The organism is Paenibacillus sp. FSL H8-0548 (assembly GCF_038630985.1).
Lineage (GTDB): Bacteria > Bacillota > Bacilli > Paenibacillales > Paenibacillaceae > Pristimantibacillus.
On sequence record NZ_CP152049.1, the window covers coordinates 4,727,008 to 4,744,236 of the forward strand.

Here is a 17,229-nt window from a genome sequence, read left to right on the forward strand (position 1 = left end):
AAATGTACATTGCGTTAACGATCTGATAACAAATTCATTCTATTCTGTTAAAGAAGACGAAGAATATGAGGAGGAACGAAAATGAACAAGGGATTAACGTCCAAACGCTGGGAGCTAACCTCGCAGCAAAAGCTTATGATTTTCATATTGTCTATGTCACTGTACGGAATTTCCAACATGATTACGGAGCTCATACCGGAATTTAAGTTCGGTCCCATTGAGCTAAAGGTCGAATATTTTATTTTCATCCCACTTCTATTCGCCATTCTATTTAATCCGCTTTATGCCGCTCTAGGCGCTTGTGTAGGTGAGGTTATTTTCGGCGAGCTGCTGCTGGGTCAATTCGGAGGATTAGGCGAGCTGGAGAAGTTCATCGAATTTGCACTCGCTATCTTTATCGCTGGCATGCTTGTTAAGGACCCTTCTAATAAACGTCAGCTGGCCATTGCAGCTTATGTTGCAATAGGGATTGATCAGCTTCTTGGCACTATAGTCGATATCGGCAAAGTATATTTTGGAATTGAAGAATTCGAAGCGGTTTCCGGCCTTCCTGAAAGCATACTAGTTATTGAAGGTGTTGCTTTTCTGAATGCGATGGTTATTTCCGGAACATTGTTCGCTTTGCTTCCAACGTTATATCTGGTTCCCCGTCTATATGGCAAAGTGGAACCGCTGCTGGGAATGAAACCACGTGATGGCCGTGCAGCAACCTCTCTAACCGACTTTGTAGGGCCAAGATTGCTCCTTATCGCTATTTTATTGTTTGTGTTTGCAGGCGCTGCAGAATTTTTGGCTGAATCAGACATTAACTTTATTGACTGGGAATCCGAATTTATAGCCGAAATGGGAAATGGAGCTATTTGGATCAGTATGAGCGTAGCGGCAGTTATTTTCATCATTACGATAGTATGGGCCGTGAATCGTAGAGCAAGCAAACGGAAAGGAGAAGCCGCTTAATGACGAATCAATCACCGGAGGACCAACTAACGAAAGATCAGCCGATTATCCAGCTCAGCGACGTAACCTTCCGTTATCCAGGCGCACAAGTCAATTCTCTGAATCAGGTGAATTTAACGATAAACCGCGGTGATTTCATAGCAATCGCAGGCAGTAACGGGAGTGGAAAGTCTACATTATGCAAATGCTTTAACGGGCTAATTCCAACCTATTATTCAGGTGATTTGGAAGGCACAATTCGAATTGACGGCAATCTCACATCCGATCGGAGCGTTGCTGAGCTTTCTAAGCTTGTCGCCTACGTATTCCAGGACTTCGAGAATCAACTGGTTCGTCCTACCGTATATGATGAGGTCTGCTTCGCACCGCTTAATTTCGGTTACGAGGATTACAAGGAACGAGGCATGCTCGCACTGCAGATGCTTGAAATTGAGCATCTGCAGAAGGAGTGGATATGGCAGCTAAGCGGAGGACAGAAGCATATGACTGCATTAGCCGCAGCCTTGGCTCTTAACCCTGATGTCATCGTAGTGGATGAACCCGTTGCTCAGCTTGATCCCGCCCACGCACGGGTTATTTATGAAAAGCTCAAATTACTAAATGAAAAATATGGAAAAACAATCATCGTTATTGAGCATCATACCGAATTCATTGCCGATTATTGCCGCAAAATCGTCCTGATGGAAGCTGGCGGACAGGTTCGCTGGGTAAAATCCGTCTCTGAAGGATTGTCAGCGGTGTCTGAGCTGGTGGAGATGAATATTCAGCCACCGCAAGTAACCCAAGCGGTTCATGCTCTGCTTGGCAGACGAGCAGCAGAGCAAGGAATCGTCTATCCGACGACCATTGAGGAAGCTGTCGCTCATTTTGCACCACTTGATCTTCGCATCTCTCGGCTTTCTGTCATTCAAGAGCAGCCTATTTATGGATCGCCCCGTGAACCTCTCGTCCGCTTCGAAGGTGTGACAAGCGGCTATCAAGGAATAGACCGCAAGAAGAAGCCGATCCTTCGAGGAATTGATTTATGTATTAACGAAGGTGATCGCATTGCGCTGATTGGCAATAACGGGGCTGGTAAATCCACATTATTGCGATTAATCTCAGGGCTTCGCCGCCCATGGGAAGGCAAAGTAATCGTCTGTGGAACGGACACACAAAAAACGACGCCAGAGCAGCTGTCTGACCAAGTATCCTTTCTCTTTCAAAATCCTGAGGAAATGTTCATCGCAGATAACATTCGTGAGGACGTAGCTTTTTTCCTGAAGGCTAGAAAGCTGCAGGGTATCGATACCTTTGTCGATGATGTGCTTCAAAGATTCAAGCTGACGGATTTGCAAGCACGAGATGGCCGCCTGCTTAGCGGAGGACAACAGCGCCGCGCAACACTCGCGATTGGCATGGCGATGCGCCCCACCATTATGCTGCTTGACGAGCCGACCGCCAGCCTCGACATCGCCAGCCGCAGAGAAATGACGATGCTGTTCGATCAGCTTCGCGATCATGTCAAGGCTGTCGTTGTAGCTACGCATGACATGCAGCTTGTCGCTGATTGGGCTACTCGGGTTATCGTGATGAACGAGGGCCAGATTCTCCTCGACACAGACAGCCGAACGGTATTTCAGCATGCAGGCGCACTTGAGAAAGCAGCTTTAATTGCGCCACAGATCGTACAATTATGCGGCCGTCTGGGCATTGAACCACCGTGTTTATCTGTAGATGAATTTGTGAGTCATATCCAGCAGCATATGCCAAGTGAGGAGTTTTCTTATGGAATTAGCTGAACAAGCCCCTAAACCAACACTTTGGGAAAAACTGAGCGTGGAGCGAATCAAGATTGAGCTGCTGAGAACAGCCTTTGGCCACTCCATGACGTTTCTCTCGAAGTTTGATCCGCGAATGCTCATTGGATGGTATTCCTTCTTTGCAATCGCTCCTTGGTTCATTCATAACAAGACCGTGCTTATCGGCATGCTCCTTGCCATTACGATCCTTACCTACACCTCGAAGCCAAGTGTTCTCGTGCTTATCGTGCTGGCTCTTGGCCTTGTCTCAGACACCGCTTATATGCTGATCGTCTCACTCGCCTTCGGCGGTGGACTCGCTGCCGCATGGGCGCTTTCTACTCTTACATTAAAGCTTCTTGTCATCGCGCTTGCGAGCATTGCGGTATTCTCCAGCATGGATCCCGAGAAGCTAAGCGATGCGCTGCTTAGCCTCGGGATGCCGGCACAGTTTAGCTTCGGCGTAGCTTACGGCTATCGCATGCTGCCCATTCTTATCGAAGAGTACAACAATCTTCTTTACTCTTACAGGCTCCGAGGACGTGCTCCCCTCAGCAAAGGGCTGTTAGGATGGCGAACGATTGTCTATATGGGGAAAATATCGATATTGGCCTTTTACCCGCTTATTCTAAATACGGCAAAACGCACACGGACAACCGTCGAGGCGTTAGAAGTAAAAGGATTTACTTATGCTATCAATGACCCGAAGGTTAAACGGATAAAGCTAGCCTATTTAAAGATTATGCCTCGTGATTATGCATTTTTAGCGATTTCCGCTATCTATGTAGCCTTATTGTTCTGGATCGGCAGCCAATTCAAATTATAACGACAGGAGACATATTTAATGAAAATAGATCTTCACTCCCATATTAAACTGTCCAAAAAAACAGAGTTTACGATTGAATATTTCCAAGAGTCCATCCAAGAGGCTAGACTTAACGGCCTGAACGCCATTGCCATGACTGAACATTTTAATACCCACCGATTTTATGACATCTATGAACAATTAGACCGTCATTACACTTACAAAGAGGACTATTACGACGTAGAGGGATTCAAGTTGTTCCCGGGAATGGAGGTTGATGTCAAGTTCGGAGGCCATATTCTAGTGATCGGTATGAGAGCTTCTGTATTGGAGCTTCGTTCAAGGCTGGAGCCCCACACCAAGGCGGATGCATTTGTACCCTTTGAACAGCTGCTCGATTGGTGTGATGAATTGTCTTTGCTTAGAATCGGCGCACATCCTCATCGCGAGAGTAATCCCCTCACCCAACATGATGATTCGCTTTTAAGGCGGCTCGATGCTTTCGATCTCAACGCCAAAGATATGTATACTTACGGTCCAGATATGAAAAACGCTGTCGCAGACTTGGCTCATGCCATCGGCATACCAGTTGTAGCAGGCAGCGATACGCATCACCCGCTTCAGTTCGGAAGCATCATGAACCAATTTGATCATGATTATAATACTGTCGCTGAATTAGCTGCATGCATCAAAGAAGGGCGTTATCATATTAAAGTATCTCCTTGCTTGGAGACGAAGGTTAAAGCAGCTACGTGGGTAAAGAAAATTTTGAAGCAGAGTGGAAATGTCATTGTGAAATAACCAGATTGGAAATAGGTGCTAAAAAAGATACAATAGGAGTATTACTTTCGCGATCATCCTCGTTGATTGCATACACGGTGGGAGGATACCCATGAACCAGCTCAAATTCGAAATTCCATTCAATCAAATGTCCAAAAGCCAACAAAAAATTGCTGATTTTATCGTAAAGTCACCTGAACGCATTCCCTTCTATACCGAAGAGGATATCGCGATCAAGGCAGGCGTTAGTATCGCCACCGTATCACGATTTTGGAAATCGATCGGTTATGACAATTTAAAATCATTCAAAAAATATTTACAGGAAACACAGCATTCGACCCCTGCTCGTAAAATGCAGCATGTATTGGAAAAAACCGAGCGTGAGGTCGTCGTTCAGATGATTTCCTCCGCTGCGGTCAATTTGGAGGAAACTGCAAAACGAATTTCCCTTCAAGCGTTCGATAGAGCAGTCGATACACTAAACACGGCGAATAAAATATTCGTTCACGGGCCAGGCTCTACCTCCTGTTTAACTGATTTGCTGCGGTTCCGACTGAATCGAATTGGAATAGAAATTAGGATTATGCCTCAGAGCGGACATGAATTACTAGAGAGTCTCGTCCACGCTGGCCCGCAGGATGTTGTTCTTTTCTTCGGCTTTGTTCGCAAATCACCTGAGGCTACTGTTATCTTGGAACAAGCCTCCGAATCCGGATATACGACCATACTAATTACTGATCTTCTGCTCTCGGACATGATCAACGAAAGCGATATTGTTATTCAAGTAGACCGGGGTGACAGAGACGCATTCCATTCCCTTGTCGCTCCCATGGCCATAGTGGAAAGTCTATCCGTATCTCTAGCCGGGCAGCGTGGCGAGGCTGCGATGGACAAGCTTAAGCAGCTTCACGCCATGCGCAAGCAATATGCCGCTTTGCTGCCGAAATAATGAAAAGTGATAAGCTCGCTGTTAGTGGAGAGAAGTGGAATTTAAAGAAGATGGCGGTGCAGAAGTGATATGCTCCCCATACGGTAGACAGGTGAAATAATTAAAGCCTGTTTACTGTAGGGGAGCATTTTTTTATGCCTAGAAATAAACTGAACGCCTCGGAAAAATTGGCTATCCTTCAAGAGATCGAAGCTGGTCACATTGGAGTAAGGGCAGCTACTAAGAAGTATGGCTGTGCCATGTCTACGCTTGCAAATTGGCAACGTCGTTATCGGTTATACGGTTACGAGGGATTAGAGATCCGCACACACAATCGTAGTTATTCCAAAGAAATTAAGCATCAAGCGGTTATGGATTATCTAAACGGGGGGTTGTCGCAGAACCAAGTCATAGATAAGTACAGGATCGCTAGTCGAGCAGCTCTCTTTCATTGGATTAATAAGTATAATGGTCATAGCAGCTTAAAAACCTATACAGGGGGAACAACAGCTATGACCACGGGACGCAAGACAACATGGCAGGAGAGGATCGACATTGTACTGTACTGCCTTGCGAATGGACAAGACTACACGAAGACAGCAAAGTATTTCCAGGTATCTTACCAGCAAGTGTACGGATGGATGAGAAAGTATACAGAGGGCGGCCAGGATGCTTTGCAAGATGGTAGAGGGCGTACCAAGACGCCTGAAGAGTTAACCGAAGTTGATGAGCAAAAGCTCGCGATGAAGAAGCTGGGGTACGAAATCGAGCGACTCCGGGCTGAGAATGCTTTCTTAAAAAAGTTACAGGAGTTCGAAAGGGGGCGACCTTAAGCCAACACCGACAAGAGAACATCTACCTTGCCATTCAAGCCATCCAGCAAACGGAGTCAATAACCATACAGCTCTTATGCAGCGTTGCTGGGATTCCGAGGTCGAGCTATTACAAGTGGCTTAATCGAACACCTAGTACACGTGAGGTGGAGAACAGAGAGCTGACGGAGATAATGATGTCTTTGTACGAGAAGGTTGAGGGTACCTTTGGTTACCGACAATTAACGTTGCATATGCGTCGAGAATGGCCACATCCGATTAATCATAAGCGAGTGCAAAGACTGATGAGAATTAAGGGGATCCAGTCTGTCATCCGCAGAAAGAAAAAGAAGTATAATCGTTCTACGCCGCAGCAAGTAGCTGAAAACGTGCTTAACCGCAACTTTCAAGCGGAAGCGCCGAATGAAAAGTGGGTTACGGATGTCACGGAGTTTAAGTTTGGCCATAGCCAGAAGGCTTATTTAAGCGCCATCCTCGATCTTCATGATAAATCGATTGTTTCCTATGTACTCGGTCACTCGAATAATAATCCTCTCGTCTTTCAAACGTTGGAGTTGGCTTTGCAGGCAGCACCTCATAGCAAACCTATGATTCATAGCGACCGTGGTTACCAGTACACGTCACTGCGGTTTAAAGAAATGCTGGACAAGGCTGAAATGACGCAGAGTATGTCCCGAGTGGGCCGTTGCATTGATAACGGTCCGATGGAATCTTTCTGGGGGACCCTGAAATGTGAAAAGTATTATTTGCATACCTATCACACATATGAGGAACTAAAGAAGGATATCGATGACTACATTCACTTTTACAATAATGAACGGTTTCAGGCAAAACTAAACGGCCTCAGTCCCATGGAATTCAGGACAAAGGCCGCTTAACTAACTTTTATTTTTTGTACTGTCTACTTGACGGGGCGCAGTTCAAAGTCGATTCCTGCAGCGCCATTTTCCTTTGTTACCTGCTTATCGCGCAAGAATGCCTGCTGCTACGTGGCATTAAGCACCTATGTGTGCTTATCCGCACGATATGACCATCTTTCGCCGATAATTCCACCTCATAAGACCATATGTGTGCTTATCCGCACGATGTGACCATCTCTCGCCGATAATTCCACCTCATAAGTGGCTATCCAGTCTTGAGCAATGACCTTTTTGGATACCCACTTCATCTTTTTCTATTAAATTTCTCTCAGTCAAGCTATCATAGTATCCGCAGCCATTATTTAATCGATAAAGGATATTGTCTTTAAAACTCGATATAAATAAAAGGCACTTTCTTCGTGCGTGGTGCTTTCATTAAGAGCTTGAATGGTTGTTTTGTGATAGATTCTTGTGATCCGCCTCGATTATTTTTTCAAAATACATCAAAGAAAAAAAGACCACTCCAAAGTTAGGAGTGATCTCTTTGTATAGTACATCAGCTTATTTCAATACCTTTTTACCTTCTGCCTCCGCCTTGGGGTCTAGTTCCCCCTCCACCTGGGCCTTGATTAGCATTGCCGGTCGTTACCCCCGATTCGTTCAACCAAGTTACGCTGCTTGAAATCTCAAACTCCGTTACCTTTGTTCCTCCCGTATATTCTCCATCCGTGTAAAGCCCGTTCACTCCAGCACCTGTCGATGTTCCTCCTGAGTAAAGCGTGTAAGAGCTACCCTCTTTCAGATCCGGCGAGCTAATCACCACGGATTGATAATTCTTGGATGGAGCAGCGGTCATAATCGTATTGCCTTCGCTGTCTGCCAAATGAACGATCGTGCCAGCCTGCTGTGTCTGAGGAAAAGTCATGCTGACCGAGAATTGGCTCGAATTATCAGATGGAGCTTGAGCCATTCCGGAGCTACCAGCGGCCACTAATATTCCGCCGCTCTGCTCAAAGCTTCCGTCATAATCCAATGGTCCATTGCCGCTAGTCGTTGGGCCATTCACAATGACGGTACCGCCCGTCATCACAATTGATCCATTTGAATCCAATCCGTCACCTGACGCATCAATGGTTAGTGTTCCTCCACTAATGGTAAGCAGGTTGGTCGCAGACTCGCTAAACTGATCCTGACGGCCAGCTGCAGTAGCTTCGTCATTGCCTCCCGCAACATTTACTCCGTCATCAGAAGAAACAACATGCACTTCTCCGTCTGTAATCGTGATATTGGCTCCTTCAATTCCTTCATAGCTCTTCGTAATATTGATCGTTCCACCGTCTATTGATACTAAGGAATCTGCATGAATGCCATCGTCACCAGACATGATATTGAACTCTCCATTTGCTACACCAACATTGCTGTTACTGTGAATGGCATCATCTGCAGCATCGATCGTGAACGTTCCGTTATTAATGTTAATATTCCCTCCGGCCTTCAGTCCTTTAGCGCTTGTTGTTTCGGTATCATCGGCTGAATTGCTGGTTTCGGAAGCACTGTTGCCTCGCGGATTTTGTCCCATCTCACCCATTTTCACTTCACCATTCTCACTGCCTCCGCCTGTAACTATTGTGTAAATCCCTCCATCAACCACCAGTGCGTTCTCGGACTGAATGCCGTCACTTCCAGCTTGGATGTCAAACTCGCCTTCCGCAATGGCGATAAATCCTTTACCTTCATCAGTGTCGTTGGTCGATTTAATTCCGTCACCTCCAGCTACAATGGTGAACTTCCCGTCTTGAACAGCAACCAAATCTTTTCCGATCAATCCGTCATCAGCTGCTTGAATCTCAAAAGTACCGCTCATCACTTTCAAGTCATCTTTACTTGTTATTCCATCATTATAGTTACCAGTAACCGATAACTTGCCGGTTCCATTGATCGTCAGATCAGCTTTGCTAAAGATCGCTGCACTCGGTTCATCGGTAGAAGCATCAGCGAAAATATACTTGTCTCCATCTGATACGAAGTTTTCCGTTCCTTCTTGCAAAGTAATGATCACTTTTCCCGCTTCTTTAATGTAAATCGCTGCACTGTCATTGTCATGAATATTCACGCCGTTCAGCACCAATTGGACGGTCCCTTCAGCCTGTTCATCGACCACTATCTGCCCATCGCTGAGCGTCCCGCTAAGGACATAGGTTCCTGCTGCTGTAATCGACACCGTCCCATTTGTTGCTTCAGCGCCGGAACCGCTAACCGTCGCGTTCGTTCCGTTCAGTTCAATCGCTGTTGAATTGTCCACGCTCCAAGCTGTAGCAGAGTCATCTTCGTCAAACTTTACTAGATCGGACAGCTTAATGCTGGCTAGCTGTACAGTAGAAGTAGTTCCTGTTTCACTCTGTACCGTCGTTATCGTTGATGTAGTTACCTCATCTGCTTTTGTTCCGGTATTCGTGCTGCAAGCCGTCATGGCAGCAGCAACCAGCAGCGCCATACCTATCTTAAAGCCTGTTAATAAATTTTTCATATCTCATCGTTCCCTCCTTATTTTAATAGTCAGCTACGGTTGGACTCATCGTTAACGAAAGATCCAGATTGCCATTGCGGCAGCGAATTGCATCAAGAAATTCCTTCTGATTTGCGGATTCATCAAGCGTGACCGTGTAGACCAGCTCATATAAACTGCCAAGTTCGGTCGTTCTAATCTTTTTAAGCTCATATCCGACTTTAAATTTGGCAAAGACTTCAGCGAAAGCATCCTCATATCCCAAGCTTTCCGGAATAGTTACTTTCAGTGTTTTCTGCAATGTTTTTCTTACGCCAAAGTTAGTACGGTTAAGGATAAACATAAGCACACACAGAATAATCGTAAACAATGCGGCGTAGCCGAATGAACCGACTCCGCAGGCGAGTCCGGCTGCCATGGTGAACAAGACAAAGGTAATATCTTTCGGGTCGCCTGGCGCGCTTCTGAACCGAATAATGGAGAACGCTCCGGCAAGGCTGAAGGCTCTGGCTATATTGCTGCCAATGAGCAAAATAATGATCGCCACAATGACTGGCAGCAATACCATCGTTAACGTGAAGCTTTGTGAATAGCCATTTGGATTAGTCTTCATATAGGTATAGCTAATGATTCCACCGAGTACTATCGATAAAAAAATGGTTAACAGTGCGTTAGTAAAGGTTAAGGTTGTACTTGTCAAATCTGTCGAAAATAAAGAATCAAGCATATTGGATACTCTCCTGTCCTGTTTTGCTGTTCTTCAGCATTTTTTTGTATTCATTGCCGTATTTGGAGAAGCTGGTTCGGTACATTTGATGCTCCGAGAGCATTTTCGCCAACCAGACTGGTATGGTCTTCTCGGCCTTAACTTCCATGAGCCATTGGCCCGGTTCGAGCAGTGGCTCGCCATAAGTACCGTCTTCCAGCTTAAGATCGTAGCGGCGGCTTCTTATATTGGTGTCAAATGTGATTCTCAAATCGCGGTTATTTTTACAGAACATCGCTTTTCGTTCATAAGACAGATACACTTTGGGCTGTAAATCATACCGAGTTAAAAAGTATTTGATTTCTTCGATAACCTGCTTATTCATGTAGTCTTTGAATTCCGGCTCCATTCCCGTGCGAACAAATTCATAAGCTTCATTTAATTTGAGTGACGTTCTTCTTTTATTGACTAGACCGAACACTTTCTTCTTTATTTCCAAATATACTTTTGCATCTTGATTCGGAATACCGTAAGCTCTTAATCGCAGCTTTTCCTTATACTTTGGTTTTGCTAGACTGTTCCGAATTAGAGCATTATGCGGGGTATCATAATACAAATTAGTTATGGAATAGAACTCATGCTGCTTGTTGTAATCGTCCAATTCCATATATTCAAGTAATCGATTATAAAATTTGTAGTAGGCCTCGCTGTCTAGTAAGTATTTGTTCTCATACCGATTGAACACTTCAATAGCCATATGGGTTCAGATCCTTTCTGTTATCAATGTGTCGTGTACTTATGAATGTATCTTAGCCCCCAAACCTTTAACGAATCTTAAATACAATTACATTCCCTATCTTTTTTTACAATCCCTTAACTATTCTTAATCTGCGCGCAATCATTTCATTAGTTAAGGTTGATTAAAGGTAATGTTGCTATAATGAAGGAAGAAAACAAGCACATAATTTATGCAGAGGATGTCAAACCTATGAGAATATTAATTGTAGAAGACGAGCTTCATCTTGCGGAGGCCTTAACCCAAATATTAAAGAAGCATCATTATTCTGTAGACGCTGTCCATGATGGCAGATCGGGTCTAGATTATGCTCTAAGCGGGATTTATGATTTACTGCTGCTCGATATTATGATGCCAGAAATGGATGGAATCGCTGTGCTCAAGACCCTTCGCCAAAAAGGCGTATCTACTCCTGTTATTTTGCTTACCGCGAAGGGAGAAATTACAGATATGGTGACAGGGCTCGACCATGGTGCCGATGATTATATAGCCAAACCCTTTTCATCGGAAGAACTATTGGCAAGAATAAGAGCAGCTTTAAGACGTAAAGGCGAGGTCATACCGGAGGATGCTATAAAGTTCGGGGATATTGAATTGAACACAGCGAACCCTAGACTCACGGTCAATGGAAAAGAGATCAAGCTGAACTTAAAGGAAAGTGAATTATTGGAGCTCCTTATATTGAGGAAACAGGCAGTAACCTCCAAAGAACAGATAATTGAGAAGCTATGGGGCTTTGATTCGGAGGCTGAACATAATAATGTCGAGGTATACATTTCTTTTCTAAGAAAAAAACTAACCTTCCTCGGCTCGACTGTCCGCATTAGCACGATCAGAAGCGTTGGATACGTATTAGAGGTGACAACCTAATGTTCACAAGGCTCAGAAACCGGTTTCTTGTTGTTAATCTGGTTACCATCTCCATTATGATGCTAGTGGCTTTCGCCTCTATTTATGTCATTACCTATCGAAATGTGCAAAATGATATTAACATGGATCTTCACAGAATCTCGGATTCCTATCAGAAATCACAAGGTAATTCCGGGCGAAAAGGCTCTATTGAGCCAGTCTCCCCTTCAGCACCGGGAGAAAATAAACCTATGGACGATGGGAATGGACCTCAGAAGCGTTCTGTTTCATTCATGGTGCAAACGGATAAAGAGTGGAATCTTACAACTACCACCTCTCAATTCGGTATGGATGAAGATTTATATGAGCTTGCGCTGCAGAAAGCCGTCTCGATGAATAAGAATATTGGGCAATTCACAATGGATGGGAGTCACTGGATCTTTAATACGCAGCCAACATATGAAGGATTTATGCTTGTATTTTTGGATATTACGGCCCAGCAAAACATTTTGTCCAATTTAATCTATACGTTCGCTGTAGTGGGGGTGGTGATGCTTATTATTCTGTTCTTCGCGAGCCGCTTCTTCGCCAATCGGTCGATTACACCGGTGAAGGAAGCTTTTGATAAACAGAAACAATTTATTGCTGATGCCTCCCATGAACTGAAAACTCCGCTGACTATAATTAACACCAATGCGGATGTTCTCTTATCCAATAGCGAGGACACCATTCACAATCAGTCGAAGTGGCTTCACTATATTAAGTCAGAAACGGAAAGAATGACACGGCTGACCAATGACTTGCTGTACTTAACCCAAATGGATGATTCCAGAGAAAGCATGGTTTTTACAAAATTTAATGTTAGCGAAGCTGTCGAAAATATCATTTTAACGATGGAAGCCATTATGTTTGAAAAGCATGTTTCACTTGACTATGACATTGAACCTGATTTGACTGTACAGGGCAGCAGTGAACAAATCAAACAAGTGGTCATGATCCTCTTGGACAATGCAGTGAAATATACGAATGCTAAGGGCTCCGTAACTATTTCACTAAAAAAGCAGCATAATGATACGGTGTTATCCGTTTCAAATACCGGCGAAGGCATTAATCCAGAGCATCTAACAAGAATATTTGACCGTTTCTACCGAACGGATGCTTCCAGAACACGCAAGCAAGGCGGCTATGGCCTGGGCCTAGCCATCGCAAAGTCCATTATAGAGCAGCATAAAGGGAGAATTTACGCCAAAAGCGTGGTCGGGGAATCTACCACCTTCTATGTTCACCTTTCTTAAAAAAGGAGGCTTACCCGTCCTGAAACACAGAAAAAAAGCTGGAAGCATTAGATGCCTCCAGCTTTTTTATTATCCATTATTGTTTAATTGATAAAGCTCGTATACTGCAGCAATCGTTTCAGCATAACCGCTGCTTGTGCTCTGGTTGCATTCTCTGAAGGAGCAAAGGTCGTATCCGTTTTCCCGTTAATAATGCCGCCCTCAACGGCCTCTGCTACAGCGTCCTGTGCCCAGCTGCTGATCAATGCAAGATCGGAAAACTTAGCCAAAACGCCGCTAGCTGCAGCAGAATTCGTTGTTTTGCCTGCTGCACTAATCGCTCTGGCAACCATAACCGCCATCTGCTCACGCGTAATTGTAGCATTCGGCTTAAAACTGTTGTCCTGATAGCCTGTAACCAGATCCGCTTTCACAGCTGCTCCAACCGCTCCTGCATACCAGTCGGTTGATTTGACATCTGTGAAGGATGCGGAAGCCGCATCCACATTTAAGCCTAAAGAACGAACTAACAAAGCTGCGAATTCGGCGCGAGTAATATTACTATTGGGTACAAATGTATCACTAGTAGCTCCCGTGACGATTTGCTTGGAAGCTAACAGCTCAATCTCTTCTTTAGCCCAATGCGTACTTACATCCGTAAACGTTTTGACTGAGTTTAGTACGGTATAAATACTATTCCCGTTTCGTTTGAATGTAATTTTGTAAGTCCCGTCTGCTTGTTTATTGAATACAGCAGGTACGAATGAGAATGCTCCTGTAGTCGGGTCATAAAGGACGACAGTCGATGTGTCGGCACCTGATTGAAGCGTTCGGATGATCGATCTTTCAACATAGGTTGTCCCAAAGTTATTAATCTCGACCGACTTCCCATTCCCTGCAGCAGAAATCAAATATACAATCGCACTGCCTGCTTGGGAGGTGTTAATTCCTTTCGCACTTTCTTGGATCTTAGCGTTCAGGTCTATATCTACGGTCGAGATATTGATTTGGATGCTGATGTTGGCCTCGCCTGTTGCTAAGCTCTCTGCAAGTACAGCAAAATTGATTAGACTAATGGGCAAGGAATACTGGCCATCATTCGTTTGAAGTGAGATGATTGTGTTAGGCGCTAGTTTCGCTGCATCGGCTAGAACTGAGGCAGGTAGATTAAACGTTACGCCTTCTCCGGCCTTATTACTGAAGGAAAGAGCTATGATGGGAGCAGCACCTTGGTTATCTTGACCTGCTGCTTTCGCTAATGCTTCGGCAAGTGCGTTCGCATCTGGCGTAACATTATTTGTCACGTGACCATTCGCTGCTGCCCCCTGCGTTACTGTATTCTTGCTTGCATCCACATTCACAATATTCGCATTCGTTTGCGGTGGAGTTACTAGATTGTTTGCTTCCACTGCCGTTTCATTTGGTGCAGTAATAACAGAATCAATAGGTGGAGTAATAACAGAATCAATAGGTGGAGCTGGCGGTACGATAACATCGGATTGCGTAACAACCAGATCCTTCGTATCCACAATAGTGCCTTGACCGGCAATAATCTTATAGGTTCCTGCAGCCTCTGAGCTCAGTAAAGAAAATGAGCTTGAGAATTCACCGCCAACTACCTTCGTAATGTCATAATAAACCGTACTGGTATTACCAGGACGCAGCACTTGAATAATTACTTCATCTAAAGTAGATGTGCCCGAAATGGTTACAGAACCGCCCTGCTTGATGGAAGCCACCTGATTCAATATAACAGCCGGATTAGCAGCAAATGCACTTATCGGCACCAGCGACAAACAAATCGCGAATATTAACATCATACTTAACTTGCGAAATTTCACTTTGACATTCCTCACTTTCAGTTGTACATTTTAAGCTTTCCTACGATTCTCAACTATTATCTATCATCCTGATCTTTTCTATAATCCGACTCAATTTGTTTCAAATCGAATTCTGCTTGAGTCACTTGTGTCGCCATATTAATTCCTACATTTGTAAAATCCATATTGAATTTATTAATAATAAATGCCTTAACCGTATAATTAGCATTTGTAGCCGCGTCCGAAACATTGAAATGAGCGGAATACGTTCCTGTACCTATTTTTAAATTAGCCGTTACTATACTCACAGGTGTTGTTCCATTCATTAATTGAAATAGAACCGTTTGGTTGCCTGTCAAATTATTATAATATTCATCATTATAATTTGTGTATGGTTTCAATACGCTTATAGATGCATTAATTCCGTTTTCTTTCGTTAATACCGGCGTAGTCATATAAAATAGTTCAGAGGATGCTTTAGCTATTCCTTCTATATACTTACTGCTATAGCCTTCTGCATTAATAAAGATTTCATTGTATTTATTTTTTTGAAAAACACCTGAATTAATCGTAAGCTTACCTGCAGTTAGTGTGTATTCAGTATTATTCAATGGTCTCTGACCGCTTACCTCATTCCAAACGAGAACTTCATTTACTTTACTTCTCCAGTCCTCATTATCTTTGAACAAAAACTCACTTGCCGTATTGCTTAAGAAATATCCTGTAATATCAGGTGTATTGTAAGCAAACTCTCGTTCGAATACTTTATTTGTAATAGTTTTATATAAATCACTTAATGCGTCAGCTTCAATTTTCACCTTAACAGTACCGCTCTTCACCGGATCATGAAATTGAACGACTAATCGCTTTCCAGAAATGTACACAACATCCTGTTCACCTAGCGCGGAGTAAGTTATTCCTCTATTAAGTGAAATCATAATCTTCTCTTTCAAATTAGAAATCCCATCAACAAGAGTATTATCTGCAATTTTTTTGTTGAAATCCAGATTCAACCACTGACCGCTATGAGAAAAGTATCCAGATTCAAAATCAAGTTGTTCAATCCGATACATATAGTCTACATAAACATCCGATTGAATAACATTGCCTGATGAATCTTTAATGGTATTCCCTTCAAAACTAACCCTAGTTTGTTGATTATTTCCAGTGAACAGTGGTGAATTAAAATGAATAATGATTTTTTTCCCCGAGAAGGTAACTGTTGAATCTACAGGAATGTTCTCCCAGTAGTAAGTAGCTGGATTAATATATTTTATGTGAGCCTTCAAACTCTCTTCTGTATCCTTATTGCTAAGCACCTCTTCATCAAAAACAACTACGATATCCTGGTTGTTATTTGAAAGATAAGAGTCTAGAAATATAGGAGCAGTATTATCAGTCGGAATAGGTTCTTCGTCTCCTGAGTTAATTAGAATAAACGGAGTTGAAACTGAGTTTCCTTCGATATTCCCGTAACTGTCCGTAAAGGCCCATCCATCGATAATGACTCGATTATTCGCTCCTGTGAGAGCCTTTTCAAAATGGAGGATAAGCTTTCCTGACTCAATGGAAACCGTATCTCCCTCAGCCCAATTTACTTGATCATTATTTTTCAGTAAATAAATGTAATCCTTTAATTCATTACCTGTAATCTCAATGACCTCCTCGTGGAAGGTAATCGTCACATCGTGATTGTCATTGCTTATTTCAGTACTCTGTAATACTGGGGGCGTTACATCTAAAATCATTTCCTCATTGAGGTTCCCAGCAGCATCCTTTAATGTACCGCTTGCGATTTTTATAAGTGTTTTCGTTCCTGATATGACTTTCAATTCATCATAGTAAGTGAGATATATTTGTTTCGAATAACTTAGTTGTATAGCACCCCGACCATATAAAGGTATAAAATTAATGCCATCTGTCGCAATACTCATTTGACTTCTCAAATAAGTATTAGCATCTACATCACCTGAATTAATCGTGATAGCTTCATCAAAATTCAATCTCACGTTATTTCCACTATAAGAGCTTGATCCAACATAGGCAGGAGGCGTAATATCCTCTTGCATGGCTGATACAGATGTGGAAAACGAAAACGAGGTAAAAACCATCAAACCCAATAATAAACTAATGAAAACCTTTTTCTGCAGTAGTACCTTTATACTTGTTGCATGCATAGTACTTCTTTCACTCCTCTTAATCGTTTTATTTGTCGAATTTATACCAATTAAACCTATCATTCGACTTTTTTCATGACATTCACTACTATAATCCTATTTCAAAAACAAAAACATCCCCCATTTGGGGGATATAGATGTATGGGGATTACCCCCC

At 43.3% G+C, this 17,229-nt stretch carries 13 protein-coding genes; 8 read left to right on the forward strand and 5 right to left on the reverse strand.

Annotated elements, in window-relative coordinates:
• Positions 1–81: 81 nt before the first annotated feature.
• The 6 genes from MHI37_RS20675 (at position 82) to MHI37_RS20700 (ending at position 6,962) form a co-directional block, all read left to right on the forward strand.
• Complete coding sequence (locus MHI37_RS20675) at positions 82–957, forward strand: cell division protein FtsQ (RefSeq protein ID WP_076338149.1); 876 nt, start codon at positions 82–84, stop codon at positions 955–957.
• Positions 957–2,738 (forward strand): ABC transporter ATP-binding protein, encoded by a 1,782-nt coding sequence (locus tag MHI37_RS20680; RefSeq protein ID WP_179090256.1) that lies wholly within the window; start codon positions 957–959, stop codon positions 2,736–2,738. Before MHI37_RS20675 ends, MHI37_RS20680 begins: the two co-directional genes overlap by 1 nt.
• On the forward strand, positions 2,725–3,564 hold the full coding sequence (locus MHI37_RS20685) for an energy-coupling factor transporter transmembrane component T (RefSeq protein WP_076338150.1): 840 nt from the start codon (positions 2,725–2,727) through the stop codon (positions 3,562–3,564). The genes MHI37_RS20680 and MHI37_RS20685 overlap by 14 nt, the downstream gene beginning before the upstream one ends.
• Before the next feature lie 18 nt (positions 3,565–3,582).
• A complete protein-coding gene (locus MHI37_RS20690; RefSeq protein ID WP_076338151.1) occupies positions 3,583–4,344 on the forward strand; it encodes a PHP-associated domain-containing protein in 762 nt (253 codons plus the stop codon).
• Between the two features lie 91 nt (positions 4,345–4,435).
• Positions 4,436–5,272, forward strand: a complete 837-nt coding sequence (locus tag MHI37_RS20695) for a MurR/RpiR family transcriptional regulator (protein WP_076338152.1) — start codon at positions 4,436–4,438, stop codon at positions 5,270–5,272.
• 134 nt (positions 5,273–5,406) lie between these two features.
• A protein-coding gene (locus MHI37_RS20700; protein ID WP_342556506.1) for an IS3 family transposase occupies positions 5,407–6,962 on the forward strand; the annotation gives its coding sequence in 2 pieces (ribosomal slippage) (positions 5,407–6,037 and positions 6,037–6,962; 1,557 coding nt in all).
• Positions 6,963–7,521: 559 nt separating this feature from the next.
• Here the strand turns inward: MHI37_RS20700 and MHI37_RS20705 are convergent.
• Genes MHI37_RS20705 through MHI37_RS20715 form a run of 3 tightly spaced genes read right to left on the reverse strand, consistent with a single transcriptional unit; the run spans position 7,522 to position 10,913 of the window.
• Positions 7,522–9,471 (reverse strand): carbohydrate-binding domain-containing protein, encoded by a 1,950-nt coding sequence (locus MHI37_RS20705; RefSeq protein ID WP_083676418.1) that lies wholly within the window; start codon positions 9,469–9,471, stop codon positions 7,522–7,524.
• Positions 9,472–9,493: 22 nt separating this feature from the next.
• Entirely contained in the window at positions 9,494–10,177 is a 684-nt protein-coding gene (locus tag MHI37_RS20710; protein ID WP_076338347.1) for a DUF4956 domain-containing protein, read from the reverse strand.
• A complete protein-coding gene (locus tag MHI37_RS20715; protein ID WP_076338346.1) occupies positions 10,170–10,913 on the reverse strand; it encodes a polyphosphate polymerase domain-containing protein in 744 nt (247 codons plus the stop codon). The genes MHI37_RS20710 and MHI37_RS20715 overlap by 8 nt, the downstream gene beginning before the upstream one ends.
• 231 nt (positions 10,914–11,144) lie before the next feature.
• Here MHI37_RS20715 and MHI37_RS20720 point away from each other — a divergent pair, with 231 nt between their 5' ends.
• Both MHI37_RS20720 and MHI37_RS20725 read left to right on the forward strand, forming a co-directional pair.
• Positions 11,145–11,822: a response regulator transcription factor gene (locus MHI37_RS20720; protein WP_076338356.1), complete on the forward strand. Its 678-nt coding sequence runs from the start codon at positions 11,145–11,147 to the stop codon at positions 11,820–11,822.
• Positions 11,822–13,096 (forward strand): HAMP domain-containing sensor histidine kinase, encoded by a 1,275-nt coding sequence (locus MHI37_RS20725; protein ID WP_076338345.1) that lies wholly within the window; start codon positions 11,822–11,824, stop codon positions 13,094–13,096. Before MHI37_RS20720 ends, MHI37_RS20725 begins: the two co-directional genes overlap by 1 nt.
• A gap of 83 nt (positions 13,097–13,179) precedes the next feature.
• Here the strand turns inward: MHI37_RS20725 and MHI37_RS20730 are convergent, their stop codons facing one another.
• Together MHI37_RS20730 and MHI37_RS20735 are read right to left on the reverse strand one after the other, a co-directional pair.
• On the reverse strand, positions 13,180–14,916 hold the full coding sequence (locus MHI37_RS20730; protein WP_076338344.1) for an S-layer homology domain-containing protein: 1,737 nt from the start codon (positions 14,914–14,916) through the stop codon (positions 13,180–13,182).
• 56 nt (positions 14,917–14,972) lie between these two features.
• On the reverse strand, positions 14,973–17,072 hold the full coding sequence (locus MHI37_RS20735; protein ID WP_076338343.1) for a hemoblobin-interacting domain-containing protein: 2,100 nt from the start codon (positions 17,070–17,072) through the stop codon (positions 14,973–14,975).
• Positions 17,073–17,229: the final 157 nt, after the last annotated feature.